Genomic DNA, 26,636 nt, shown 5'->3' with positions numbered 1-26,636 from the left:
GTTGTATCCTATGGTGACCCATTCAACGATCCCGAAATGAGGCGGTTGGTGCATTGTCGCCAACCGCTTTGCTGTCTGTCGGAGAAGCGAAAGAAACTCCGCAGGGGAAGGGGCTCATCCGGACCGCCGCACCGCAGTGCCACTCCGGGTTGTGCTGGCTGTCGCGCCGCGGCGCCGCCCCGGACGGCGTCGCGGCGCAGCGCCTCCCGCCCCTTCCCCCGCAGAGCCTTTCACGCCGGTATGCGAAGGAGCCGCTATGGCCATTGACATCGATACGCTGAACGACCCGCAGCGCGAGGCCGTTATCACCACAGAAGGTCCGCTGCTGGTGCTGGCCGGCGCCGGTTCCGGCAAGACCCGCGTGCTGACCTACCGCATCGCCAACATCATCGAGCGGGACCTGGCGGCCCCCTGGGAGATTCTGGCCATCACCTTCACCAACAAGGCCGCCGCCGAGATGCGCGAGCGTCTGGGGCAGCTGGTGGGCGGCCGGTCCCGTGGCATGTGGGTGTCCACCTTCCACTCCATGTGCGGGCGCATCCTGCGCGCCGATGCCGAGCGGCTCGGCTTCACCAAGGGCTTCACGATCTATGACACCGACGATCTGAAGCGCCTGTACAAGGACATCATGGCCAGCCTGAACATCGACCCGAAGCGCTTTCCCGTGAACGCGCTGATGAACCGCATCTCCCAGGCGAAGAACGACCTGGTGGTGCCCGCTGACTTCGAGGCGAGTGCCACCGATCCGGTGGGCAAGCAGGCCGCGCGCGTGTACACGCGCCTGCAGGAGCGCTTGCGCGCCGCCAACGCCATGGACTTCGACGACATGCTGCTGTACGGCTACCTGCTGCTGAAGCACCACGAAGATGTGCGGGCCGCCTATCAGCAGCGATTCCGCTACATCATGGTGGACGAGTACCAGGACACTAACCGCGCCCAGTACGCCATCACACAGCTCCTGGCGGCGGGGCATCGCAACATCATGGTGGTGGGCGACGACGACCAGTCCATTTACTCGTGGCGCGGGGCCGACCTGCGCAACATCCTGGAATTCGAGAGCGATTACCCCGAGGCGCGCGTGGTGAAGCTGGAGCAGAACTACCGCAGCGTGGGAAACATCCTCGCCGCGGCCAACGCCGTGATCGCCAACAACCGCCATCGCAAGGAGAAGCGCCTGTTTACGGCCTCGGGCGACGGCGACAAGGTCTCGGTGTACCTGGCTGCCGACGAGCGCGACGAGGGGCGCTGGATCGCCGGCGAGATAGAGAAGCGTCGCGCCGATGGGCTGTCGTACAACAACATGGCCGTGTTCTACCGCACCAACGCTCAGTCGCGCATGCTGGAAGACATGCTGCTGCGCGCCGGCGTGCCCTACCGCATCGTGGGCGGCACGAAGTTCTTCGACCGCGCCGAGATCCGCGACGTGATGGCCTATCTGACGCTGGTGGTGAACCCGGCCGACGACATCGCCACCAAGCGCGTGATCAACGTGCCGCGCCGCGGCATCGGCAAGGCCACCATCGAGCGCATCGACCAATTCGGGCTGGAAATGAACATGCCGTTTCTCACGGCTGCCGAGCTGGCCATCGTGGACGAGGAGATCCGCCCGGCCACGCGGCGGGCCGTGGGCGAGTTCTTGCAGGTGATCAAGGACGCCCAGAGCTACGGCGGCAACCTGCGCAAGATCATCGAGATGGTCATCGACAAGGCCGGGCTCATCCGCGCGTTGGAGGACGAGGCCACCGACGAGGCCCGCGGCCGCATTGAGAACATCCAGGAGTTTCTGGGCGTGGTGGACGAGTTCACCGAGACCCACGACGTTGAAGATGCCGACTATGCCGCGCCTACGGCCGGCGAGGACGCGGGCGGCGAGCCGGTGCGCGTGCTGCGCGGCGATTCTCTGGCCGACTTCATCGAATGGGTGCGCCTGCGTACCGACATGGACATGGTGGCCGAGGACGGCCAGGCCGTCACGCTGATGACCGTGCACTCGTCGAAGGGCCTGGAGTTCGACTGCGTGTGGGTGGCCGGCATGGAAGAGACGCTGTTCCCGCACATGAACTCCGTGGGCGACGCGGCCTCGGTGGAAGAGGAGCGCCGCCTGGCCTACGTGGCCATCACCCGCGCCCGCAAGAAGTTGTATCTGACCTGCGCCCAGCAGCGCCAGATCTTCGGCCAGACCCACGCGAACCCAGTGTCGCGCTTCATCGGCGAGATTCCCGGCGAGCTGCGCCAGACCACGGGTCTGGGCTCGGCGGGCTTCTCGGGCACCGGCTGGGAGAAGCGGGGAAGCCGCCGGGGCATCGCCGGCTCGGGCACCGAGGCGGGGGAGGGCCGCGTGTTCGGTCGCTCCAGCGCATCGGGCTCGCGCGGCCGCAGCTTTGAGGAGTTCCGCGCGAGCGGCGGTTTGGGCCGTGGCGAGCGCGCAACCGGCGCGGGATCGGGCTTGGGGTCGAGCGCGGGCGCCAGTCGGCGCGGGGCCGGCGTGAACCCCAACGCCGGCAAGAAGGCCGCCGCCCGGGCCACCTTCGCTGCCGGCGATGCCGTGGACCACAAGACCTTCGGCCGCGGCACCGTGGTGAAGGTGGACGGCGACACCCTGCACATCAAGTTCGCCAAGACCGGCCAGACCAAGAAGTTGCTGAAGGATTACGCCCCCATCGTGAAGATCGGGTAGGCGCAAACAGTTACCCGTTCAGAGCGCAGAAGTTTATCGCCGGGATGATGAAGATCATCCCGGCTTTTTGCTTTCGGAGGATGGCACGGCTGCGGCGGTGCCCCATGCTAGGACCCATGGCAGCCCCGAGAAGCCGTTCGAGAAAGCGGGCGGCTTGCCGCGGGAATCACATCCGAAGGAGGATACGCAATGAACGCAATGGGAGGAATCAGTCGTCGCACGCTTCTGCAGATGGGCGGCCTTATGGGCATGGGAGCCCTGGCCACGACCGCGCTTACCGCTTGCGCGCCGCAGAAGTCCGCGGATGGCGCAGGCGCTCTGGCGGATACGGCCGGCGCCTCGGTGCAGGACGGCCCCTTCGCCGTGCCGGAGTCCATGCTGCAGCCCGAGCCGATCACCGAGTTCGCCGAGACGCATGACTACGATGTCGTCGTGGTCGGCGCCGGTCTTGCGGGCCTGTCTGCCGTGCACACGGCCCTCGAGGGCGGCGCGCGGGTGGCCTGCGTGCAGAACACGGCCGAGATGTCCACCTCGGGCAACATGGGCGGCGCCATCGATCTGGCGACGACGTCGCCGGCGGCCGTGCAGGCCTGCCTGTCCTTCCTGATGGAGAAGTCGGACTACCGCTCCGATCGCCGTCTGCTGAACGTGTGGGCCCAAAACTCCCAGGAAGCGCTGGCCTGGTGGGCCGAGGCCGCCGCGGCCGAGGGTGTGGAAAGCGTGCCCTACGAGAGCTCGCTGCACGTGCACGGCTACGATGTGAACCTGGTGGCCAACACGTACTTCCATGTGAAGGGGTCGAACAACACCGCCGCCACGGCCATCAAGGACGGCCTGGCCAAGCAGGGCGCCGAGTTCTTCTTCGCCATGCCCGCCGTGCAGCTTCGCATGGAAGACGGCGCGGTGACGGGTGTGATCTGCGAGAACGAGAGCGGCGAGGCCGTGTGCTTCAATGCCGCCAAGGGCGTTATTCTGTGCACGGGCGACTATTCGGGCAACACCCCCATGCGCGAGTATCTGTGCCCCGACCTGAAGGGCCTGAACCCCAGCATGGAGTCGCGCGACGGCAGCGGCCTTATGATGGGCATCTGGGCCGGCGCGGTCATGGAGCCGCCCTGCCACGCGAAGATGGTGCACGAGGGCGCCAAGGCCCGTGTGGACGTGCCCTTCCTGAACATCAACCAGCAGGGCGAGCGCTTCATGTGCGAGGGCCCCATGCGCACCGCCTATCTCAACAACTTCCAGCGCCAGCTTCTGGCCGATAACGGCTACGAGAACGCCAATGCGGGCCGCTTCTTCTCCATCCTGCCGGGGAACTGGCGCCAGTTCGCCGAGGAGTGGATCGCCGAGGACCCGCTGGCCTTCTCCATCACCGGCGGTGCGGGCGACATCCAGGACTCCGACCTCATCAGCGCCGAGACCATCGAGGATCTGGTGGCCGCCATCAACGCCTTCAAGGACGAGAAGAAGTGGGACACGCCGGCTATCGATGCCGCCGCGGTGAAGGCGACGGTCGAGCGCTACAACGAGCTGTGCGCCGCCGGCGCCGACGACGATTTCGGCAAGGAGGCGCGCTACCTGGTGCCCATCGACAACGGCCCCTATTTCGCCGTGGCGCGCGGCGGCCTTTCGGTGCCGGCTATTCTCGGCGGCCTCATCATCGATGAGAACGGCCAGTGCCTGAACGAAGATCAGCAGCCCATCGCCGGCCTGTTCGCCGCCGGCAATGCGAGCGGCCCGTTCTTCGGCGGCGTGGACTACCCGCTGGATGTGCTGGGCCTGTCCGTGGGGCGCGCCATCACCACCGGTTATGTGACCGGCGCCTACGTGGCCGCGCTCTAGTTCGCCTTCCCTTACCCTCCCTCCCCGGGCCGCTGCTCGCATCCCTTCCTCGAGCAGCGGCCCCTTTCGGGTTGCGGCCCTCTTCTCGCTGATCGGTTTGCTACAATGACACGGATTCGGCCTGGTCGCAGGTGAGAGAGGAGCGGCGTCATGAGATTGGGGCGCGGTCATATGGCTTTCGTCTTTTTGGGCCTCGCTTTCGCCCGCGCCTGGGTGGCGCTGCTGTTCGCCGATCCGCTCTCTCCGGGCTACGGGTCTGGTTGGGGCACGTCGTTCTTCGATATTGCCTATGTGGGCTGCGCCCTGGCGGCGATAGTGGGCTTTCGGCGCGTTATCCCGCTGACGGCCCGGCGCTGGCCGTGGATGCTGTCGGCCGCACTTATGACCGTGGCTTCCGTGGGATTTGTCGCCGACGGGTGGCTGGGGCTTGGCGAAGGCGCCGCGGCGGTCGTCTCGCTGACGGGCGGGTCGGGCTTTCTGCTGTACACCTTGGTGAATGCCGAGGTGCTGGCGACTCAGGCTCTGCGCTCGGTCATTCTCTATCTCAGCGTGGGGCGCATCCTCAGCTGGGTTCTCACCTTCTTCTTCTCCGACATGGGCTTCGACCGGGTGGCCGTGGCCGCCGTGGCGCTTCCCTTCGTGGCACTGGCCATGACCCGCGCCGCCTTAGACCGAGTGCCGGAGCGCAATCGCCCGCTTGGCACCTGCCCCCGTTTCTCGATGCCGTGGATTCTCCTTGCGCTGATGGGCGTGTACTCCTTCGTGTACGGGCTGCATCAGGGCACCTTGGCTCCGGGGGTGGGGCGCTACGCGTCGCTGTTCAATGCGGCTTTGGCGCTGCTCATCGTGCTTCTGGTGCTGCTGGCGCCGGGAAAACTGAGCTTCCGCGTGCTCTGCAATGTGCCCGCGGTGTTTCTCGCCTGCGGGTTTCTGCTCATGTCGCTGGAGGGAGCGCTGGTCGGCGTTGTAGCCGATATGCTGATCGCGCTCGCCTTCGATGTGGCGAAGATCACGGTCGTGTTCCTGTTCTACGATATGAGCCGGCGTCTGGGTATTTCCATCGTCGTGCTGTCGGCATCGCTGGCGGCGGTGGAGGTGTTCGGCCTGGCGGGCAACGGGGTGGCCTTCCTCCTGGCCCAGGCCGAAGCCGGCGCCGCGGCGGGCACGCTCGCCCATGCGGTGATCATCGCCCTGGCCTTCGCGGTGGGCGTGATGGCCCTGACGCGGCGCGATGCGTTCAGCGATTGGGGCGCGCGGCTGACCGATCCCGACGAGGGCGGCGAAGATGCCGGCGTTCCCAACGAGGCTATCGCGGAGCGCTGCGAGCGCATGGCCGACCAGTGGGGGCTCACGGCGCGAGAGCGCGAGGTGCTGGGACTGGTGGCCCGGGGACTCACTTCGCGTCAGGTGCAAGATGCACTGTTCATCGCCGAGGGCACCTTCAAGACCCATATGCGGCACATCTACGAGAAGAGCGGCGTGCGCGGCCAGAAGCAGCTGCGCTTGCTGTTGCAGCGGGAGACGGGCGCGCCTGTCGATTAGGGCGCCGTGGTGCGCGCCGGGTCGCTTTCGCGGCACTAATAGGGGCGGGCTACTTGCCCTGGGGACATTTTTATCCTAGGATTAGCGCAACGCGGGAGGAGGTTGGCTTGTTCGGAATCGAAGTGGTGTGCTACCTCTTTCTGGGAGGGGTCGGGGGAGGTCTGTGCGCGGTTTTGGCGACCCTGGCCCTGGCGGTGCCCGCGGCCTCGCTGGCGCAGTCGGTGCAGCCGGCCTACCGGGGATTCTTCGCGCGCGGATGGTCCCTGGCCGCACTGCTTCTGTTCGCGGGCGCGCTCTGCCTGCTGGCCGATAGCGGCAACTACCCCGCTCTGCCCCAGCTGTTTCTCAGCGGGCGTTTGACTTACCTGACCGTGGGCGCCTACGCTCTGGCAATCGCCCTGGGCTGCTGTCTGGCCGCCATGGTGTTCTGGCGCTGCGCCAGGTGTGTTCGCTCGCGGGCGGTCTATCGCGCCGCCCACGGTCTGCTGCTGGCGGCGGGCGTGGTGGTGGCGCTGTACACGGGACTGTTTCTGGCCGACATCCCGGCGGTGGCCTTTTGGCACACGCCGTGGCTGCCTCCGCTGTTCCTCTGCTCGTCGCTGTCGTGCGGTTTGGCGCTGACGCCGCTTGTCGCCTGGGCCGGTGGCGCATGGCCCGCCTTGGCGCGGGCGCTGCGGCCCTTGGTGGCCGTCGATGCCGCCGTTATCGGATTGGAGATGCTGTGTTTGGCCCTGGTGGTGGTTCTGCCACTGCTGGATGCGGGTGTGGATTCCTTCGCGGCGGCCCAGCGCGTAGCGGCCCTCGATGTGGCGGCGGGCGCGGGTGCGCCTTTGTTCTGGGTCGCCGTGGTCGGCGCGGGATTGGCGCTGCCCCTGGGGCTGGAAGTGGGCCGCCGCCACGCACCTTCCCTGCCGTTTTTCGCGGTCGTGGCTGTTCTCGTGGTCGCGGGCGCGCTGCTGATGAGATACTGCATCGTGAACGCCGGGACGCACCCGGTGGTATACCTCATGGGAGTGTGAATGTCATGGCCATCATTTCAGCGGACGAGTTTACCTTTCAGCCCGACCCCGATTCCACGAGCCCCCTGTGGCTACAGCTGCGGCGCCATCTGGCCTATCTGATCAGCGCCGGGCGCCTGAAGCCGGGCGACCAGCTGCCGAAGATCCGCGAGTTGGCCGTGGCGCTGTCCATCAACTTCAACACGGTGAACAAGTCCTATCTCAGTCTGGCCTCGGACGGCTACGTGAAGTCGGTGCGGGGCAAGGGCGTGTTCGTGTCGGACGCGCTGTCGTCGGCGGGCAACGAGGAGCGCGAGGAAGTGACGGCGCTGCTGCGCGACTGCCTGCAGGCGTGCAAGGCCTGCGGGCTGAGCTACGACGACACGCTGAACCAGATGAAGCGCTACGTGCAGAAGCTGAAGATGGACGAGGCCCGGGCGCGCATGGTGCCGGGCACCAACATCATCGAGTTCGTCGCGGCCGACGGCCCTGACGGCATCCAGGAAAAGGAAGCGTGATCTTTATGACTCGTCGCAGCGCCCCTGCAGCGCCTGTCTCATCCGCTGTCTCCGCGACCGCCCCGCGCTGGCAGTTCGTTCCCGACGAGGGCGGCCAGCCTACGGGCGAGCGCACCTCCTCGGTGGGCATCGTGGCCTTCACCCTGATGGTGTTTGCCCTGGTGTACGCCCTCATCTTCGCCGTCGGCTGGGCCGTGGCGGGCGCCATTGTGCCGCCGCTGTTCTTCGTGGCCCTGGCGGCGGCCGTGCTCGTGGCCATGGGGGTGCACATCGCTCAGCAATGGGAGCGGGTGGTCGTGCTGCGCCTGGGCAAGTTCAACCGCGTGTCGGGCCCGGGCTTGTTCTGGACCATCCCCTTCGTGGAGCAGAACACTGCGCGCATCGACTGCCGCGTGCGTGCCACCACCTTCGACGCGAAGGAGACCCTGACGAGCGACTTGGTGCCGCTGGACGTGAACGCGGTGCTGCTGTGGATGGTCTACGACGCGAAGGCGGCCTGCACGGAATGCAGCGACTTCAGCCGCACCGTGGAGCTGGCGGCCCAGGCGGCCCTGCGCGATGCCATCGGCCGTTTGTCGGCGGCCGAGGTGGCCATCCGCCGCGAGCAGCTGGACGCCGACATCAAGGAGGCCCTGGAGAATGAGGCGGCCCAGTGGGGATTGTCGGTGCTGTCGGTGAAGGTGCGCGACATCCTGCTGCCCCAGAACCTGCAGGATGTGATGAGCCTGGAGGCCCAGGCGGAGCAGCGGCGCAAGGCGCGCCTCATCCTCATGGAGGCGGAGCAGGATATCGCCGCGATGATCGAGGGGCTGGACGGTGCCTACGGGGCCGAGGATGCGGCCCTTAAGCTGCGCGCCATGCACCTGCTCTACGAGAGCGTGCGCGAAACCGGGGGCACCGTGGTGGTGCCCAGCAGTTTCAGCGAGGGGTTCGGCGACGTGCTGCCCGAGGGGGCGAAGCGCGCCCTGGGGAAGATGGGCTCCTAGGCCCCGGGCCCAGGGCGCGTCCAGCAGTGCCTGGCGGGAGGGGGCGCTGCGGGCGGCAGCGTGCCTAGAAGCGCTCGGCGGCCACGGCCAGCAAGAGCGCGGCGCCCTTGAAGAAGTCGCTGCGCGTCTGCGCGCCCAGCTCGGAGGCGAGCCACGTGGCATAGGGCGCAAAATACTCGGCAAGGAAGGTGTCGAAGTCGTCGGTGCCGATGGCGGCGCCTGCGGGCGCCCGGACGGCCTCGGCCTGCACGAGGCAGAGGAACTGCAGGAACTCGGCCATGGTGCCGATGTGGTCCACCGGGTCGTTGGTCTGGCCGGCATCCAGGTCCTTGGCCACGCCGCAGCGGGTCATGAAGCGCTCGATGGCCAGGGACGTCTCGCTGACGAACAGTAACCCCCGTTGGCCCTGCTGCTGGGCGCGCCAGACGCCGGCGTAGGGGGTCAGCGGCGGCTCCTTCTCGCCCACGAACAGGCGGGTGTGCTCGCGGCGCAGGGCGTGCAGCGTGGCTTCTGCATCGCCGTCGGCCGCGGCGGCCAGGTGCGTCGCGGCCGCGGTCACGCGCTCGTCGCCCGGGGCTGCCAGACCGAAGGCCTCGCCGGCCGCCTCGGCGTACTCGCCGGTGGCCACGGCCTCGGCCAGGGGGCGGCTCGGCAGCAGGAAAGCCAGCGACAGCAGTTCGAAGGCGCTCGCGCGGTGCATCCACCTCTCGGCGGTCATCTTGGATTCCATGGGAAACAACCTTTCGTAAACGAGGAGGCCAGCGGGTCATGCGCCCGCTGGCCTCGGTGCACGGGGCGCCGGTCGCATCGCAGAGGGAGGGGCGAGCGGCCGGCGCCGACGATGGTGCTGAGGGCAAGGGCCCTACTTCAGGAAGTACACGTTCGGACCAGTGCCCTGGTCGGCCAGCAGCTGCTCGTGCTCGCGGGCCGCCAGCACCTTCGAGATCTCCGACTCGGGGTCGTCCAGATCGCCGAAGGTGCGGGCGTAGGCCGGGCAGATGTCGATGCACAGCGGCTTCTCGCCCCGGTCGAGGCGCTCCGCGCAGAAGGTGCACTTCTCCACGGTATTGGGCAGGTGCTCGGCTGCTGCGGCGTCGCCCAGGGCGAAATCCAGCGGATAGGTGGGGCTTTGCGGCACGAGGGTGCGCACGCCCTCGTAGGGGCAGGCGGCGATGCAGCTCTCGCAGCCGATGCAGGCCTCCCCGTCGACGAGCACCAGGCCGTCCTCCTCGCGCTTCTGCGAGGCGCCCGTGGGGCAGATCTCCACGCAAGCTGGATCGTCGCAGTGCTGGCAGGCCAGGGTGTAGAACTTCATCGTCACCTGGTCGGGGTAGGTGCCGCCGGCCTGGCGGAAGTGCTCGCCGCCTTCCGTATGGGCCCGGCTGTACAGCACCTCGGTGGGTAGATTGTGGTCGACGCGGCACGCCATGGAGCACATGTTGCAGCCCGTGCAGCGCTTGGTGTCAACGGCCATTCCGTATTTCGTCATAGGTCAGCGCCCCTTACATCTTCTCGACTTCGCAGATCCAGTCATTGAAGTTATTGTTGCTCGTCACGTCGTCGGGGCACCAGCGCGTCAGCGACTGGGCGTAGCCCTCCTCGAACTCGTCCCAGGTAAAGCCGTGGGGCACCCAGACGGAATCCTTGCGAATGCCCTCGGTCACCAAGGCGTTCAGCACCACCGAACCGTGGTCGTTGAACACGCGCACCTTGTCGCTGGTCTTGATACCGCGCTCGGCGGCCGCCTCGGTGTGGATGCGGCAGAAGGGCTGCCCGTCCAGCTTGCGGAAGTCGTCGAGCCAGGGGTGGTGGCTCCACAGTGTCTGACCGTGGTAGATGTCGTGGCTGCTCATGCCGTACAGCGGGTACTTCGCCCGATCGGGGTTGTCCGCGTAGGCCTCGATGGAGGGCTTGTAGTAGGGCAGGCGGTCCTGCAGGCCGAACATCTGGCCCCAGTTGTCGCGCGGCATGAGGTACTCCAGGTAGAACTGGGTGCGCCCGAAGGGATTGTACTCGGGAGTCACATGGGCGTCGCAGCTGTAGTCGCCGAGCACCACGCCGTTCTCGGACAGGGCGTCGAAGCCCACGCCGGCCTCGATGTTCTCAGGGGTGTCCAGATAGCGGCGCAGGTAATCGGTGCCCTCGCCGACGATGAGATCGTCGTAGCCCATCTTCTCGGCCACGGCCTTGATGATGTCGAAGTCGGACCTCGCGTCGCCCACCGGGTCGATGGCCTTCTGCTCGAAGATGCCGCCCTCGATGTACTCGTAGGTTTCCCACGGCATGCAGCAGGGGAGCACCAGGTCGGAGTAGTGGGCCGTGGTGGTCATGATGGTATCGATGGTGACGATGTAGTCGATCTTGTCGTAGGCCTTCAGCAGCGCGGAGGAGCCCGAGAAGTTGTCGAGCGGGTTCGCGCACATGTTCACGAGCGTGCCCATATGGAAGTCTTGTCCGGCCCACTGGCCCGTCTCGGCGATCTGCGCGATCCAGTCGCCGGTGAAGTGGCCGCCGGGTACGGCGTCTTCCAGGGTGAAGTCGTCCTCGTTGAAGGTGGTCGGCTGCTTGAACATGGTCGCGCTCTCATGGCCGAGGTTGATGGAGCCCACGTAGGAGCCGCCGGGAATGCCCACGCTGCCCGTGAGGGACGCCAGAAGGCCGATGAGGAAGTAGATGCGCCACGACTCGTAGGTGTGCTCCAGGCCGTAGTTGATGTAGAAGCTCGTGGGGCCCTCGGTGGCCACGGTGCGCGCCAGGTTCTCGATCTGGGCGGCCGGGATGCCGCACTCGTTGGCGGCGAATTCCACGGTGAAGGGGGCGATGTTCTCCAGCGCCGCGTCGAAGACCGTGCGCACGGCCACGCCGTTGGCGTCGAAGGTGCCGCGGATGGCCGGGTTGGTGGCGGTAGCGTGGGCCACGAAGGCCTGGGCGTCCTCGTCCCATACCACGGGCACGTCCGCATCGGTGCCGGCCTCGGCCTGACCGAGGCTCGACAGGCGCAGGTAGGCGCCGGCCTCGTCGATGAGGAAGGGGGCGACCGACTTGTTCTTCACGTAGTCCCAGTTCGCGAGATCGTTGTCCACGATATAGTGCACCATGGCGCACATCAGGGCCGCGTCGGTGCCCGTGCGCACCGGCACCCACTCGTCGGCGTGGGCCGCCGTGGTGGACAGCAGCGGGTCGATGGCGATCAGCTTCGCGCCGTTCTCTCGACCGGTGCAGATGGCGTTCCAGGCCGCGCGGCAGAACGAGGCCTCGGCGGGGTTGGCGCCCCAGGCGACGATGGTCTTGGCATTGGCCAGGTCCTCCACGGCGCTTTGCGGGGAGGACAGGTGCACGAAGCAGAAGACGATGCCGGCCATGTCGTGGCCGACTGACAGCACCGTGCCACCGGTCTTCTGGATCAGGCGCGAATTGGCGAAGCCCGCGTTAAAGGACGGCAGCGGGGCGATGGTGCCGTCGGGCATCATGGCGCTGTTGATGATGCCGGTGGGGGTGCCGTTCAGAATGCCGTTCATGTTGCCGGCGCCGCCCTGCCACATGTTGGATGCGCCGCCGTAAGTCTCCATGCTGGCCTTCAGCTGGTTGGCGAACAGCTCGATGGCCTCGTCCCAGGTGATGCGCTCCCACTCGCCGCTGCCGCGCTCGCCGGCGCGCTTCATGGGGTACATGAGGCGCGAGGGGCCGTAGATGCGCAGCGGGTTCGAGACGCCCTTGACGCAGCCCACGCGCAGACCCTTGTTCTCGTTGGGAAATTCCATAGGCAGGGTGCTGACGATCTTGCCCTCGCGCACGGTGGCCTTCAGGGCGCAGCGACCGCCGCAGTTGCCATGGCAGGTGCCGATGTAGGTCTCTTCCTGTCCGGCCGTCGAGGCCAGATCGTTGGCGGCGTCGCCCGAGGTGTCCACGCTGCTGCAGCCGGCCATGCCGGAGGCAGCGAGGGCGCCGGCGGCGAGGGCCGTGGTCGTGAGGAACGACCGGCGCGTCAGCTGAGTGCTGGGTGTTTCCATATCTCCTCCTGTCGACAGGAGAGTGGAAGCGAGTCCCCTTGGCCTAAGAGACCAGCTCCGATTCCCTCCCTTTTGCGAAGCGCGCGTCGGCGGCTTCGCCCCTTCCTGAGAAACCAATTGATCTCAACGGAACGAAGTGTAGTATACTAATCATAGGATTTCAAGACTAATCTTAGGATTAGTTAGGATAGAACCGATGGGGCGAAGGGGGGAGCCATGGCGACGACGGGGCGGCCGACGCTGGATTACTGGCTGGGCGAGTACGCGGCCATCGCGGAGGAGTTTGTGGACGGGCTCCAGGCTGATGGAATCGGCTTCGCGCCGCCGTTGACCGCCGCGCAGCGAGAGCTGCGGGCCGCCACGATGGAACGGCTGGCGGCGAAGGGGGCGCGCTTCATGAACGGGGGCGCCTCGGTTTCGACGGGCTTTCTCTCCAGCGCGTGCCGGGCCTGCGTGGGGGATTGCGGGAGCCGCACGTTCTACATCAACCTGCGGTGTCATCGGGGCTGTTATTTCTGCTTCAACCCCAATCAGGTGAACTACGAGCGCCACGTGCGCGAGGACGCCGACTGGCGCGGCGGCTTCGACCGGTTCGTCGCCGAGGTGGACGCCGTGACCCATGTGGGACTGACCGGCGGCGAGCCTTTGCTGTGCAAGGACAAGACCCTCGCTTTTCTGGCCCATGTGCACAAGGGCGCGCCTGCGGCCCACGTGCGCCTGTACACGGCCGGCGAGGGCTTCGACGCCGCCTTCGCGCGCGAGGCCCAGACCCGCGGCCTCGATGAGATCCGTTTCAGCGTGAAGCTGGACGAGGGCGAGCGCGCGGTGGAGGAGGTGCTTGGGGCCATTGCGGTGGCGCGGGACATCGTGCCTGCGGTGATGGTGGAGATGCCGGTGATTCCCGGTCAGGAAGAGGCAATGCGCTCGTTGCTGCGCGCCCTGGACGCGCAGGGCGTCGACGGGATCAACCTGCTGGAGTTCTGCTATCCGCTGCACCGCTGGGACGAGTTCGCGCGCCGCGGGTTCTCCATCAAGAACCCGCCCTTCGAGGTGCTCTACGAGTACGAGTACGCTGGTGCCCTGCCCGTGGCCGGCAGTGACGAGGCCTGCCTGGGCCTGTTGGAGTTCGCCCTGGACGAGGGCCTGGGTTTGGGCGTGCACTACTGCTCGCTCGCGAACAAGAACATCGACCAGGTGCTGCAGGTGAACCGCCGCTATCCGCTGGACGATCGCCTGTACCGGCTGGAGGGCGATGGGTTCTACCACGTCGCCAAGGTGTTCGACCAAGATGTGACCGCAGTGCAGGTGCGCTTCGGCGGGTGCGGTATCCCCTGTCAGCGGGAAGACGATGCGACCCTCGTCTTCCACCCGCGCCATCGCGAGGAGGCGGAGAGAGGCGGCGCGGTGGTCGCCGACTCCATCTGCACCGTGCAAGAATCCGAAGCCGGCCCCTGCGTACGCGAGCTTGCCCTGCGCATAGGGGAATGAGGCTGGCGGGGCCGTACCGCACCCGCACGCAAAGCGAGGGGCCCGCCTCGCGCAACCCGGGCCCCTCGCTTTGCGGAAATCAAAGCCTGTGTGGTGCCCGACGTCAAGGCGCAGGCTGCTGATGTGTACGCCCATTGGGCCATGAGCCTCAGCGATGCCATCAACGCATTCCTGGTGAAATCCATCGACGCGGTCGGCCTAGCACCCCGCGCAGAAGCGGCAGGCGGAAGGGGCGGCCGCGATGCCGCCGCGGGCGGTTTCGCGCAGCTCCATGGGCAGCTCGCGGCCCACCTTGTCCATCACGGCCACGTTCTCGTCAAAGGGCACGAGATTCTCCACGCCCGCCAGCGCGATCTGGGCGCAGACCAGCGCCACGGGCGCGGCGGTGGCGTCGCGCTTCTGGCAGGGCAGCTCCACCAGGCCGCCCACCGGGTCGCACACCAGGCCCAGCAGGCATTGGATCACGTTCGACGCGGCGTCCAGCGCCTGGGTCGGCGTGCCGCCCGCCATGGCCACGGCCGCCGCGGCCGCCATGGCCGCCGCGCTGCCCACCTCGGCCTGGCAGCCGCCCTCGGCCCCCGATACGCTGGCGTTGCGGGCCACGATGTAGCCCACGGCCGCCGCCGTGAGGATGCCCTCGCGCAGCTCGTCGTGGCTGTATCCGCGCACGTCGCGCATGGCCAGCAGCACGCCGGGCAAAACGCCCGAGGAGCCGGCCGTGGGGGTGGCCACGATGATGCCCATCTTGGCATTGGTCTCCAGGGTGGCCAAGGCGTAGATGGCCGCCTGGGCGGTCAGGGGGTCCATCAGGTGGCGCTTCTTATCGTCGCCGTTCAAGCTTTCCGTCACCTTCGCCGCCTCGCCGCCGATAAGGCCGCCGATGGAGCGCTCCGGTGCGGTGATGGGGGTGGTGGCCGCCGTGTCCATCACGGCCAGCACGCGGTCGAGATAGGCATCGATGTCGGCGCTCGCGCCCTGCTTGGCGCACAGGGCCTCCTCTCGGGCGCGGAAGGCCTCGGCGATGGTCGCGCCCTCGCGCTCGCACAGGGCAAGAAGCTCGGCGCCGCTCGTGTAGTTCCAGCGCGCGAACACCTCGTCGGCGTCGGCGGGCACCTCCACCGGCTCGCCGTCGGTGGCGCTCATGGCGGGGATGACGCGGGCGTTCAGGATATCGGGATGCAGGATAAGGTACTCGCGCACCTTGCCGTCCACGTCGTCGTCGGTCTCCAACACGGTGAAGGCGTCTCCGCGCTTCTCGGTGCGGTGCAAGTTGGCCGTGGCGATGTTGATGCCGCAGCTGGCCAGCACCGAGGAGATGTGGGCCAGCACGCCTCGCACGTCGTGCTGGTGCACCACCACGCTCGTGTGCTCGCCGGTGATGTCCACGTCGATACCGTTGATGCGGCGGATGACTGCGGCCCCGCCGCCGATGGACACGCCGCGCATATCGAGCACGTTGCCGTCGCCGTCCTCGCAGTGCACGTCCACGGTGTTGGGGTGGTCGCGGGCGGTGGTGGTGTCCCACACGATGTCGATGGCCACGCCGGCTTCTTCGGCCAGCTCGAAGGAGCGCGACACATTGGGGTCGTCGGCGGCCAGGCCGATGATGCCGGCCACGAGCGCCTTGTCGGTTCCGTGTCCGCTGCCGGTGGCGGCGAACGACCCGTACAGGGTGAAGCGGGCCGTGGCGGGCGTGCCGCCGAACAGCTTTCGCGCGATGGAGGCGATGCGCAGGGCGCCAGCCGTGTGCGAGCTGGACGGGCCCACCATGATCGGGCCGATGATGTCGCGCAGGCCGTATGTTTTCATGACCTTCTCCTTCCAGGGGCCCTGCAGGGCCGGGCGCTTGCGTAACCGGCGTCGGCGAGTGCGCCGTCAGCCGCTCGGGTCGTTGTTTTCCTCGGGAAACGCTATCATAGCCCATCGCCAGAGGCGCGCGGGAGGGGTATACTGCCTCAAAACCGTAAATTGCTACAGGTACAGAAAGGGGCACTCATGTCTGCCAAGATTCTCGTCGTGGGCCACCGCAATCCCGATAACGACTCCATTTCCGCTGCGGTGGGATACGCGCATCTGAAGAACGCGCTGGCCGCCCGCGATGGCGAGGCCGGCGTGGAGTACGTCCCCGCCCGTCTGGGCCCCCTGCCCGTGGAGAGCGCCTGGATGCTGGAGCGCAACAATATCCCCGAGCCGGTGCTCATCGACAACGTGAACCCCGTCGAGCGCGATGGCGAGGAAGTGAAGCAGCAGGTGATCCTTGTGGACCACAATGAGATCGCCCAGGCTGCTCCCGGCATCGAGAACGCCGAGGTGGTAGAGGTCATCGACCATCACCGCATCGCCGACATCTCCACGGCCAATCCCATCCTGTTCCTGAACCTGCCCATCGGCTCCACGGCCACCATCGTCACGCTGCAGTTCCGCCAGACCGGCATCGAGATGCCCGACTCCATCGCCATGGTGCTCTTGTCGGCCATCCTCACCGACACCGTCATCATGAAGTCGCCCACCTGCACCCCGGTCGACGTGGAGCAGGTGAACTTCCTGGCCGACAAACTGGGGCTTTCCGCCGTGGACTTCGGCATGGAGATCTTCCGCACCCGAGGCGGCGAGCGCACCATGCCCATCGCCAAGCTGGTGGAGGCCGACTCCAAGGAGTTCAAGGTAAGCGACGACGTGACCGTGCTCATCGCCCAGCGCGAGACCGTGGACCTGCCCACCGTGATGGGCCGCGAGGCCGAGATTCGCGAGCACATGCGGAAGCTCGTGGACGACAACGGCTACGAGTTCGCCCTGCTGATGGCCACCGACATCTTGGCCGAGGGCTCGCAGTTCATCGTGGAGGGCGACACCGCCCGCGTGAACCGCGTCTTCGACATCGAGTGCTGCGAGGGCGGCAACTGGATGCCGGGCGTGCTGTCCCGCAAGAAGCAGGTGGCGGCGCCGATTCTGGCTTCGTAGAACGACCGATCCGTCCCTTCGGGCCCGACCAGGGGGCAAGGGCGCCGTGCTCGGGCAGTCCTCGCTCGGCGGAACAGTCCACTGGACTGTTCCGTTCGCTGCGGAATCTGCGCGCGGACCCTCGCCCCCTGATCGGGCTCTGCTTTGTTTTTCAGGGAGGATCGCCGACGATGCCGTCGCCCCCGTTGCTCTTCTCTGGCTGTGCAGACGAAGCCGGAACCGAGGAAAGAAAGGAACCCTATGAACTCCCAGCGTGTGCTTGATTCGTTTTTGGAGATGGTGGTCATCGAGAGCCCGTCGTGGCATGAGGCGCCGATGGCGGCTTACTGTGCCGAGCGACTGGCCGAGATGGGATTTGCCGTCACCTTCGACGCGACGGCACCCGTTACGGGGTCGGACACGGGCAATCTCATCGCGCATCTGCCGGGCACGGTGCCAGGGCGCGTGGCGTTCTCGGCCCATCTGGACACGGTGAAGCCCTGCGCGGGCATCGAGGCCGTGGTGGAGACGCGTCATATCTGCGACGAGGTGACCTGCCGCATGGCCGAAGTGGTGGCCTCGGCGGGGGAGACCATCCTGTCGGCCGACGACAAGGCCGGTATCGCCGCCATCTTCGAGGGCGTGCGCGCCACGCTGGAATCCGGTGCGCCGCGGCCCGACATCACGGTGCTGTTGACCACCTGCGAGGAGCAGAGCCTGTTGGGCTCCTCGGCTCTGGCGCCGGATGCCCTGGCATGGCCGGCCGATTTGCCGGCCGCCTCGCGGGGCACCGCTGCTGCGGGGCTTCTGGGCGACGGCGCGGTCACGGCTGAGCCGGTGCCGCTGTTCGTGCTGGATGCCGATGGCGCGCCGGGCACCGTTATCATGGGCGCGCCCTATCACTGGACGCTGCGGGCCCGGGTGGAGGGCCGCGCGGCCCACGCCGGTGTGGAGCCGGAGGCGGGTGTGTCGGCCATCGCCATCGCCGGCGCGGCCGTGGCCGCCATGCCGCTCGGCCGCATTGACGAATGCACCACGGCCAACGTCGGCCACATCGAGGGCGGCGTGGCCGTGAACATCGTGCCAGCCGCTTGTACCCTGGAAGGGGAGTGCCGCTCGCTGTACGAGAGCCGCGTGCTCGCCCAGCGCGATGCCATGACCGCGGCTTTGGAGGAGGCCGCCGAACGCCTCGGCGGTGCGGTGGAGGTGGCCTGGACCCTGGATTACCCCGCCGCCGTGCACGAGTCGGGTGACGCCATCGTGGGTCACCTGGAGGCCGCCGCGGCCGCCTGCGGCCTACCGGTGCGCCACGCTCTCTCGGGTGGCGGCGCCGACGCCAACGTGCTGGGCACCAAGGGGGCCGACGCCATCACCTTAGGGATAGGCATGACCAACTTCCACAGCACCGACGAGTACATCGAAGTGGCCGATCTTCAGAATATGGCCCGCTACGTAGAGGCCATCATCGCCGAATACGCCCGGTAGGGGCCGGTATCGGGGGACCTCCGGTCGGATCCCTCCCGTAGGGGCAGCCCTCGGGCCGCCCGCGACCCGCGACGGCCCCTGTCCTGCCGCTGGGGAACCAAACCCCTCGTTTGCGCCCCGTTTTCCATAGGCGATCTACCAGGTATTATGTGACATTTTACCTGGTCAAATCCATGGTCGCAAACGACGGGTTTGGTTCCCGGCCTCCCTGTACCCGACTCCTGGCAGCTGGCTTTCCATCCCGTTTGTGAACATTTTGTGCCGCTGACGGGAGGTATGGACACGCCCGGGTGCGTGGCGTTTGACACACGGCGGGAACCCTCGTAGTATGCATCCTCGCGCCTCTGGGAGGCGCTTGTTTTGTGCAGTGTAAGCTCGTGGATAAAAGGAAAGGAAAAGAGTCTTGCCTACAATCAACCAGCTGGTCCGCAAGGGCCGCAAGAAGTCGGTCGACAAGTCGAAGACCCCGGCTCTCAAGGGCAACCCGCAGAAGCGCGGCGTGTGCACTCGCGTGTACACCACCACCCCGAAGAAGCCGAACTCCGCTCTTCGCAAGGTCTGCCGCGTGCGTCTCGTCAACGGTATGGAGGTCACGGCCTACATCCCCGGCGAGGGCCACAACCTCCAGGAGCACTCCATGGTGCTCATCCGCGGCGGCCGTGTAAAGGACCTTCCCGGTGTCCGTTACAAGGTCATCCGCGCGGCGCTCGACTGCGCTGCGGTGGACAACCGCAAGCAGGCCCGCAGCCGCTATGGCGCCAAGCGCCCGAAATAACATTCGTTAAGCCGCGCGGGCCGAAGGGTTCGGCCTAATGGACGGGGCACCGTCCCGAAGCGCGCAGAAGCAAAAGGAGAAACTACATGCCGCGTCGTGCAGCAGCAGTCCGCCGCGAAACGCAGCCGGACGCAAAGTTCAACAACCGTCTCGTCACGCAGCTGATCAACAAGGTCCTGCTTGACGGCAAGAAGTCCATCGCCGAGAACATCGTCTACGGCGCCTTCGATCTGGTCGCCGAGAAGACCGGCGAGGATCCGCTGGCCGTGTTCAAGAAGGCCATGGACAACGTGCGCCCCACCCTCGAGTGCAAGCCGAAGCGCGTGGGCGGCGCTACCTACCAGGTGCCGATGGAGGTCAACTCCCGTCGCGCCACCACTCTGGCCATCCGCTGGATCGTCGACTTCTCGCGCAAGCGCAAGGAGCACACCATGATCCAGCGTCTCGCCAACGAGATCATCGACGCTTCCGAGAACACCGGCGCCGCCGTGAAGAAGCGCGAGGATATGTACAAGATGGCCGAGGCTAACCGTGCGTTCTCGCACTACCGCTTCTAAGGCTGGTGTGATATATGGCTAAAATTGATCTGAAGGATACGCGCAACATCGGCATCATGGCCCACATCGATGCAGGCAAGACCACCACGACCGAGCGCATCCTCTACTACACGGGCAAGACCCACAAGATCGGCGAGGTGCACGACGGCGCCGCTACCATGGACTGGATGGTCCAGGAGCAGGAGCGCGGCGTGACCATCACCGCTGCTGCCACCACCTGCTTCTGGAAGTACCCCGGTGGCGCTGCCGGCGGCAAGGAGTACCGCTTCCAGATCATCGACACCCCCGGCCACGTGGACTTTACGGCCGAGGTGGAGCGCTCCCTGCGCGTGCTCGACGGCACCGTGGCCGTGTTCGATGCCGTGGCCGGCGTGCAGCCGCAGTCCGAGACCGTGTGGCGCCAGGCTGAGCGCTACGGCGTGCCCCGCATCGCCTTCATCAACAAGTACGACCGTGTGGGCGCCGACTTCTTCCATGCCATCCAGACCATGCGCGACCGCCTTGACGCGAAGGCCGTTGCCGCTCAGATCCCCATGGGCGCTGAGGACAACTTCTGGGGCATCGTGGATCTCGTGACCATGACCGCCTGGGACTTCAAGGCCGACGACAAGGGCATGACCTACCCGGAGCCCATGGACGCCATCCCGGCCGAGTTCCTCGAGGACGCCGAACTGTACCACCAGGAGCTTCTGGAGGCCGCCGCCGACTGCGACGATGCGCTCATGGAGAAGGTCCTCATGGAGGAAGAGGTCACCGTCGACGAGCTGAAGGCCGCCATCCGCAAGGGCGTCATCGCCTGCCAGATCAACCCCGTGTTCGTGGGCTCCGCCTACAAGAACAAGGGCGTGCAGGAGCTGCTGGACGCCGTGGTCGACTACATGCCGTCCCCGGTGGACATCCCGGCCATCAAGGGCACCAACCCCGAGACCGGCGAGGAAGAGGAGCGTCCGGCCGACGTGAAGGCCCCGTTCTCTTCCCTGGCTTTCAAGATCATGACCGACCCCTACGTGGGCAAGCTGACCTACCTGCGCGTCTACTCCGGCGCCCTGGATGCCGGCAGCTATGTGATGAACGCCGTGAAGGACAAGAAGGAGCGCATCGGCCGTCTTCTGCAGATGCACTCCAACCAGCGCGTCGACATCGACTCGTGCCAGGCTGGCGACATCGTCGCCGTCGTGGGTCTGAAGGACACCTCCACCGGTGACACCCTGTGCGCCGACAACGCGCCGATCATTCTGGAGTCCATGGAGTTCGCCGATCCGGTTATCGACATTGCCGTGGAGCCTAAGACCAAGGCCGAGCAGGACAAGATGGGCGTGGCTTTGGCCAAGCTGGCCGAGGAGGACCCCACCTTCCGCGTGTCCACCAACCACGAGACCGGCCAGACCATCATCGCTGGCATGGGCGAGCTGCACCTGGAGATCATCGTCGACCGCCTGCTGCGCGAGTTCAAGGTAGAGGCCAACGTGGGCAAGCCCCAGGTTTCCTACCGCGAGCGTCCGGGCCACGAGGTGCTGAACGCCGAGGGCAAGTTCGTCCGCCAGTCCGGCGGTCGCGGCCAGTACGGCCATGCGGTCATCAACATGTACCCGCAGGAGCCCGGTGCCGGCTACGAGTTCGTGAACAAGATCGTCGGCGGCGTGGTGCCCAAGGAGTACATCCCCTCCATCGACAAGGGCATCCAGGAGGCGCTGAACTCCGGCGTGCTGGCCGGCTACCCGGTCGAGGACGTGAAGGTGGAGCTCATCGACGGCTCCTACCACGATGTTGACTCTTCGGAAGCTGCCTTCAAGGTGGCCGGCTCCATGGCCATCAAGGACGCCCTGCGCAAGTCCAACCCGGTCATTTTGGAGCCCGTCATGGCCGTCGAGGTGGAGACTCCCGAGGAGTACACCGGCTTCGTCATGGGCGATATCCCGTCCCGCCGCGGCCTCATCCAGGGCCAGGAGCAGCGTGGGAGCGCCGTGGTCATCGAGGCCAAGGTTCCGCTGGGCAACATGTTCGGTTACGCGACCGACCTGCGCAGCGGCACCCAGGGCCGCGCGGTGTACACCATGCAGTTCGACTCCTACGAGCCCGTGCCCAAGTCCGTCCAGGACGAGATCATCAGCAAGGCCGGCGGCAACGCCTAGGGCGCCCGTCAGCAACTTCTATTTGGAGGTAATGTAAGTGGCAAGTCAGAAGATTCGCATCCGCCTGAAGGGGTACGATCATGAGATCGTGGATCAGTCCACGCGCCTCATCGTCGATACCGCTCAGAAGACGGGTGCCAAGGTTTCCGGTCCTATTCCGCTGCCGACGGAGCGCAACCTGTACTGCGTCATCCGCGGGCCCCACGTGAACAAGGACTCCCGCGAGCAGTTCGAGATGCGCACCCACAAGCGCCTCATCGACATCCTGGAGCCGACCCCCAACACGGTTGACTCCCTGATGCGTCTCGATCTTCCCGCTGGCGTTGACATCGAGATCAAGCTGTAAGGAGGGAAGTGCTGTGATTAACGCTATCTATGGCAAGAAGATCGGCATGACCCAGATCTTCGACGACCAGGACCGCATCGTTCCTGTGACCGTTATTCAGGCTGAGCCGAACACGGTGTGCCAGGTGAAGACCGTGGACACCGACGGCTACGAGGCCGTGCAGATGGGCTTCGGCTACATCAAGCCGCGCCGCGTGAACCGCCCCATGCAGGGTCACTTCGACAAGCAGGGCGCCGAGCCGAAGCGCTACCTGCGCGAGGTGCGCGTGGAGAATGCCGGCGAGTACAAGGTGGGCGACACCCAGACCGTGGCTGCCTTCGCCGAGGTGAAGAAGGTGGACGTCACCGGTACGTCCAAGGGCAAGGGCTTTGCCGGCGTCATGAAGCGCTACGGCTTTGCCGGCGGCCCGGGCGGCCATGGCGCGCACTTCCACCGCGCTCCCGGTTCCGTCGGCCAGTGCGCCACGCCCTCTCGCGTGTTCAAGGGCCTGCGCCTGCCGGGCCACATGGGCTGCGATACCGTGACCGTGAAGAACCTCGAGGTCGTGCGCATCGACGAGGAGCAGAACCTGATCCTCGTGAAGGGCGCTGTCCCCGGCGGCAAGAACGGCATCGTGCGCGTGCGCATGGCTTAGTGAATCGATCGGTAACAAGGAGTTACAGAAATTATGGCAACTATTGAGATTAAGGACGTGAAGGGCGCTGCCGCCGGCACGGTCGATGTGAACGACGCCGTGTTCGGTATCGAGCCGAACGTGCCTGTCATGCACCGCACCGTGAAGGCGCAGCAGGCCGGTTGGCGTCAGGGCACCGCTAACACGCGCACCCGCGGCATGGTCCGCGGCGGCGGCAAGAAGCCGTGGCGTCAGAAGGGCACCGGTCGTGCCCGCCAGGGTACCATCCGCGCTCCCCAGTGGACTGGCGGCGGTACCGTGTTCGGCCCGCACACCCGCTCCTACGACCAGAAGGTCAACAAGAAGGAGATCAAGCTGGCCATGCGCAGCGCCCTGTCCGCGAAGCTGGCCGACGGCGAGCTCGTGGTGGTCAAGGACTTCGATTTCGAGAAGCCCTGCACCAAGGACGCCGTGGCGCTGATCAAGGCCCTGGGTCTGGAAGGCAAGCGCATCTGCGTGGTCATCGGCAACGAGGACATCGAGGCGTTCCTGTCCTTCCGCAACATCCCCGAGGTGAACATCCTGCCGGTGGGCGATATCAATACCTACGAGCTCATTGACAACAAGGTGCTCGTCATCGCCGAGCCGTGCCTGGCCCGCATCGAGGAGGTGCTTGCATAATGGAGAAGGATCCCCGCGACGTCATCATCCGCCCCGTCATCACGGAGCACAGCTACGATGCCATGGAGAACAACGTGTACACCTTCGAGGTTGCCAAGGACGCCAACAAGGTCGAGATTCGCCAGGCCATCGAGGCTATCTTCAAGGTGAAGGTGGTCAAGGTGAACACCCTGAACGTGAAGTCGAAGCCGAAGCGCGTTCGCTACCAGGAGGGTCGTACCCGTACCTGGAAGAAGGCCATGGTCACCCTGGCCGAGGGCGAGACCATCGAGATTTTCCAGGCGTAGTCCGAGCCCGAGCGCTTGCGTCGCCTGACCTGAGGGTCGCCTTAAGCCCCGCCATCCGGCGGGGCTTTTTTGTGTCTTGGAACCGTCCCCCCAGTTGGTCGCAAGAAGCAAGAAAGAAACCGTCTGGCGTGAGATCGGTAGAAAGCAGTTGAAAAGTGCGGGGGGGGGGGTGCTATGCTGTCAAAGCCCTTGAGGCAGTCTGAGTGGCCGCTTCCAAATGGGAAAAGGGCAAAAGAGAGAACTAAGCTAAGGGGAAGAAGAAATCGTTCGCGATGGGATTTGCGAACGAGATCGGGTCTTTGGATCGGCGCGATTTGATGACTCGGGAGCTCGCTGGGCCGCTCTCGAATGCATCGGTTTGCGCTGATACGGCCAAAGCGATTTGACGCTTTTGGGCCAGACGACAGGGTGTCAGCAGATTCTGCTGTCACAGGTCGCGGCGTCCCCTTGCGCTGTTGCAAGTGCTGAAGGAGGCAAGGCTTTGGCTCGACACACAATTGCGGGAACTTTCGCCAAGATCGTTTTGGCATCTGCGCTGGTTGCAAGCGTCCCGACACTTGCTTTTGCTGACGAGGTCGAGGGCTTCTTTGGGGACATGTCCTCTGTTTCTGATGGAGGCTGCGGTGAGCCGGCTGAAAGTTGGCGTTTTAAGGAGGGGTACCCTGAAAGCCTGCTGCTGGAGCTCTCCGAGGAATCGGGCATAGTGCCCTACGGCGCATTTTCCGATGTGGGCGATTCCTATCGCGCGACATGGTCCCAGGCTAATGGGGTGGGGAAGTATGTCTACCGCAGAACCCCCACGGAAGCAGGGACGATCATCACGGCTCCTGGTGTTCGCGAGGTGGGAATCGACGTCTCCTACTACAACAACGAAAAGAGGGGAACCTACTCTGCGATCGATTGGGCGCAGGTCAAATCGGATGGCATCACGTTCGCGATCATTCGGTGCGGGGATGGCCCGACCTTTGATGACCCTTGGTTCGCTCGGAATGTCAAGGGCGCTAAGGAGCAGGGCATAAAAGTGGGCGTCTATCTATATGCCCGCGCGCAGAAACTGACGGGCGAGGGGAAGTCCGTTCAAAATGAGGTTGCCCATACGCTGCGGCAACTCAGCAACGCCGGTCTTACTCCGGCTGATCTCGATCTCCCCGTTTATTACGACATGGAGGACAAAAGCCAACGCGTGCTGGATTCTGCCCTCTTGGGGCAAATCGCGAAGGCCTATTGCGATGGCATGCAATCTGCGGGATACAGCGTGGGAATCTATTCGAATCCAGATTGGTTCAGCAATGTCCTCGTTGATCCGGCGTTTACTTCGGAGAATATGAAGAGGGCAGGATGGTCGCGCTGGGTTGCCCGCTATTCCTGGGGTTCCTCGTCCAGCGGGGTCGAGGCAACTGATATCTGGCAGTTTACGAGCATTGGTCTTGTCAACGGAACACCAGCGAAGTATTGCGATGTCAACTTTTCCTACGTCAACTTCGATGAGCTAATGCCCCGTCAGAAGATCTGGGAGCAAAAAGACGGCCTGTGGTATCTGAGGGACAGCGCGGGAAACTACCTTAAGGGATGGCAGCGCATTAAAGAGAGACAGTACTATCTTAACGATAAGGGCGTCATGCAGAGCGGTTGGGTGCAACTTGCCAATGCGCGCTATTACTTCGGTGCCGCAGATGATGGATCCATGAAGACCGGCTGGGCTTTCGTCGATGGCAATTGGTACTACTTGAACAACGTGGGCATTATGCAGACGGGATGGCGGGATATTGATGGCGAGAGCTACTACCTTGCTCCTCAGACCGGCGCAATGGTCACGGGTCAGCAGACTATCGACGGCGAGATTTATCAGTTCTCCTCCTCGGGCGCGCTTATTACCCAGGCAGCTTCGTCTCAGCCCCAAGGAGCAGTCCGATGGGTGTACGACGGTGGCGCATGGTATCTCCGCGACTCCATAGGCGCCAATATGACTGGTTGGCAGAGGGTGTCTGGTTGCTGGTACTACCTGAATGCCTCTGGGGCGATGGCCACGGGTTGGAAGCAGGTGGGCGGCGCCTGGTACTACCTGAATCCCGCCGGCGACATGGCCACCGGATGGAAGCTGGTGGACGGCGTCTGGTACTACCTTTACGGTGACGGGTCCATGGCCACTGGATGGAAGCTGGTGGACGGCGTCTGGTACTACCTTTACGGTGACGGGTCTATGGCGACTGGCTGGGTGTGGCTTGCCGGCGCCTGGTACTACCTGAATCCCGCCGGCGACATGGCCACCGGCTGGAAGCTGGTGGACGGCGTCTGGTACTACTTGCAGTCCTCGGGCGCCATGGCCGTTGGCTGGAGCCTGGTAGACGGCCGATGGTACTACTTGAGCAACTCGGGCGCGATGCTGGCCAACAGCTGGGTGGGCAATTACTACGTAGGCGACTCTGGTGCCATGGTCACGGACGCTTGGGTGGGGAACTATTACGTGGATTCTTCCGGACTTTGGGATGGAGTGGGCTAGGGTTCTTGCCACTCAACCTGGGAATAGTCGATGGCGGTATATGTTATTTGTAAGGGGTGATTGCGTATGAGTAGCAAGATCAAGATGGTGTCGTTATCAACGGAAAGGCTCTCGCGCTGCTTGCTGGCCGGTGCTCTTTCCCTGAGCATGTTGGTTGCTCCTATCCCCGCCTTCGCGGACGAGGAGCCCGCGCCGGCGCCGGCCCCCGACGCCCCCGCGCAGGGCGGCGATGGCGCCGGCGAGGGGGACGCCCCCGCGC

General features: G+C 65.5%; 22 protein-coding genes and 1 pseudogene. 19 read left to right on the top strand and 4 right to left on the bottom strand.

What is annotated here, in order from left to right; all coding sequences use genetic code 11:
• Window positions 1-256 precede the first annotated feature (256 nt).
• From G503_RS0105820 to G503_RS13980, 6 genes are all read left to right on the top strand, one after another.
• Window positions 257-2,677, top strand: coding sequence for an ATP-dependent helicase (locus G503_RS0105820; protein WP_028026835.1), 2,421 nt, complete (start codon window positions 257-259; stop codon window positions 2,675-2,677).
• Between the two features lie 189 nt (window positions 2,678-2,866).
• Window positions 2,867-4,519, top strand: a complete 1,653-nt coding sequence (locus G503_RS0105815) for an FAD-dependent oxidoreductase (protein WP_028026834.1) — start codon at window positions 2,867-2,869, stop codon at window positions 4,517-4,519.
• Window positions 4,520-4,669: 150 nt separating this feature from the next.
• A complete protein-coding gene (locus G503_RS0105810) occupies window positions 4,670-6,061 on the top strand; it encodes a helix-turn-helix transcriptional regulator (protein WP_084636317.1) in 1,392 nt (463 codons plus the stop codon).
• Window positions 6,062-6,168: 107 nt separating this feature from the next.
• Complete coding sequence (nrfD, locus tag G503_RS0105805; protein WP_028026832.1) at window positions 6,169-7,080, top strand: NrfD/PsrC family molybdoenzyme membrane anchor subunit; 912 nt, start codon at window positions 6,169-6,171, stop codon at window positions 7,078-7,080.
• A 5-nt stretch (window positions 7,081-7,085) separates the two neighbouring features.
• Window positions 7,086-7,577, top strand: coding sequence for a GntR family transcriptional regulator (locus tag G503_RS13985; RefSeq protein ID WP_051190977.1), 492 nt, complete (start codon window positions 7,086-7,088; stop codon window positions 7,575-7,577).
• A 5-nt stretch (window positions 7,578-7,582) separates the two neighbouring features.
• The gene (locus tag G503_RS13980; protein WP_084636329.1) at window positions 7,583-8,563 is read left to right on the top strand and encodes a slipin family protein; all 981 of its coding nucleotides are present in this window, start codon (window positions 7,583-7,585) and stop codon (window positions 8,561-8,563) included.
• A 64-nt stretch (window positions 8,564-8,627) separates the two neighbouring features.
• Here the strand turns inward: G503_RS13980 and G503_RS0105790 are convergent, their stop codons facing one another.
• The 3 genes from G503_RS0105790 to G503_RS0105780 form a co-directional block, all read right to left on the bottom strand.
• Window positions 8,628-9,293, bottom strand: coding sequence for a TorD/DmsD family molecular chaperone (locus tag G503_RS0105790; RefSeq protein WP_084636315.1), 666 nt, complete (start codon window positions 9,291-9,293; stop codon window positions 8,628-8,630).
• Window positions 9,294-9,425: 132 nt separating this feature from the next.
• Entirely contained in the window at window positions 9,426-10,052 is a 627-nt protein-coding gene (locus G503_RS0105785; RefSeq protein WP_028026830.1) for a 4Fe-4S dicluster domain-containing protein, read from the bottom strand.
• 13 nt (window positions 10,053-10,065) lie between these two features.
• Complete coding sequence (locus G503_RS0105780) at window positions 10,066-12,573, bottom strand: molybdopterin-containing oxidoreductase family protein (RefSeq protein WP_028026829.1); 2,508 nt, start codon at window positions 12,571-12,573, stop codon at window positions 10,066-10,068.
• 216 nt (window positions 12,574-12,789) lie between these two features.
• Between G503_RS0105780 and G503_RS0105775 the strand changes: the two genes are divergently transcribed.
• The gene (locus G503_RS0105775) at window positions 12,790-14,061 is read left to right on the top strand and encodes a radical SAM protein (protein WP_035022026.1); all 1,272 of its coding nucleotides are present in this window, start codon (window positions 12,790-12,792) and stop codon (window positions 14,059-14,061) included.
• A 198-nt stretch (window positions 14,062-14,259) separates the two neighbouring features.
• On the opposite strand, the gene sdaAA is transcribed toward G503_RS0105775, so the two are convergent.
• On the bottom strand, window positions 14,260-15,870 hold the full coding sequence (gene sdaAA / locus G503_RS0105770; protein WP_028026827.1) for an L-serine ammonia-lyase, iron-sulfur-dependent, subunit alpha: 1,611 nt from the start codon (window positions 15,868-15,870) through the stop codon (window positions 14,260-14,262).
• A 186-nt stretch (window positions 15,871-16,056) separates the two neighbouring features.
• Here sdaAA and G503_RS0105765 point away from each other — a divergent pair, with 186 nt between their 5' ends.
• The 12 genes and pseudogenes from G503_RS0105765 to G503_RS13970 form a co-directional block, all read left to right on the top strand.
• Window positions 16,057-17,022 carry a manganese-dependent inorganic pyrophosphatase gene (locus G503_RS0105765; RefSeq protein ID WP_028026826.1) on the top strand — a complete coding sequence of 322 codons (966 nt, stop codon included), beginning with the start codon at window positions 16,057-16,059 and terminating at the stop codon, window positions 17,020-17,022.
• Between the two features lie 240 nt (window positions 17,023-17,262).
• Window positions 17,263-18,486, top strand: coding sequence for a M20/M25/M40 family metallo-hydrolase (locus tag G503_RS0105760; RefSeq protein ID WP_028026825.1), 1,224 nt, complete (start codon window positions 17,263-17,265; stop codon window positions 18,484-18,486).
• A 403-nt stretch (window positions 18,487-18,889) separates the two neighbouring features.
• The gene (gene rpsL / locus G503_RS0105755; RefSeq protein ID WP_016309240.1) at window positions 18,890-19,261 is read left to right on the top strand and encodes a 30S ribosomal protein S12; all 372 of its coding nucleotides are present in this window, start codon (window positions 18,890-18,892) and stop codon (window positions 19,259-19,261) included.
• An 86-nt stretch (window positions 19,262-19,347) separates the two neighbouring features.
• On the top strand, window positions 19,348-19,818 hold the full coding sequence (gene rpsG, locus G503_RS0105750; protein WP_016309239.1) for a 30S ribosomal protein S7: 471 nt from the start codon (window positions 19,348-19,350) through the stop codon (window positions 19,816-19,818).
• A gap of 14 nt (window positions 19,819-19,832) precedes the next feature.
• Complete coding sequence (fusA, locus tag G503_RS0105745) at window positions 19,833-21,950, top strand: elongation factor G (protein WP_028026824.1); 2,118 nt, start codon at window positions 19,833-19,835, stop codon at window positions 21,948-21,950.
• Between the two features lie 37 nt (window positions 21,951-21,987).
• Complete coding sequence (gene rpsJ / locus G503_RS0105740) at window positions 21,988-22,296, top strand: 30S ribosomal protein S10 (RefSeq protein WP_016309237.1); 309 nt, start codon at window positions 21,988-21,990, stop codon at window positions 22,294-22,296.
• Between the two features lie 13 nt (window positions 22,297-22,309).
• Entirely contained in the window at window positions 22,310-22,930 is a 621-nt protein-coding gene (gene rplC, locus G503_RS0105735; protein ID WP_028026823.1) for a 50S ribosomal protein L3, read from the top strand.
• 33 nt (window positions 22,931-22,963) lie between these two features.
• Window positions 22,964-23,590 carry a 50S ribosomal protein L4 gene (gene rplD / locus G503_RS0105730; RefSeq protein WP_028026822.1) on the top strand — a complete coding sequence of 209 codons (627 nt, stop codon included), beginning with the start codon at window positions 22,964-22,966 and terminating at the stop codon, window positions 23,588-23,590.
• Entirely contained in the window at window positions 23,590-23,877 is a 288-nt protein-coding gene (rplW, locus tag G503_RS0105725; protein ID WP_035022021.1) for a 50S ribosomal protein L23, read from the top strand. The genes rplD and rplW overlap by 1 nt, the downstream gene beginning before the upstream one ends.
• A 595-nt stretch (window positions 23,878-24,472) precedes the next feature.
• Window positions 24,473-25,303: pseudogene (locus G503_RS16945) on the top strand (GH25 family lysozyme); the annotation flags it as partial.
• A gap of 66 nt (window positions 25,304-25,369) precedes the next feature.
• On the top strand, window positions 25,370-26,377 hold the full coding sequence (locus tag G503_RS16695) for a hypothetical protein (RefSeq protein ID WP_235715505.1): 1,008 nt from the start codon (window positions 25,370-25,372) through the stop codon (window positions 26,375-26,377).
• 66 nt (window positions 26,378-26,443) lie between these two features.
• On the top strand, window positions 26,444-26,636 hold a 193-nt coding region (locus tag G503_RS13970), incomplete at its 3' end, for a hypothetical protein (RefSeq protein WP_035022019.1).

It is taken from the genome of Adlercreutzia mucosicola DSM 19490 (assembly GCF_000422625.1).
Classification (GTDB): Bacteria; Actinomycetota; Coriobacteriia; order Coriobacteriales; family Eggerthellaceae; genus Adlercreutzia; species Adlercreutzia mucosicola.
This window is presented reverse-complemented; position numbering and strand designations above follow the sequence as displayed.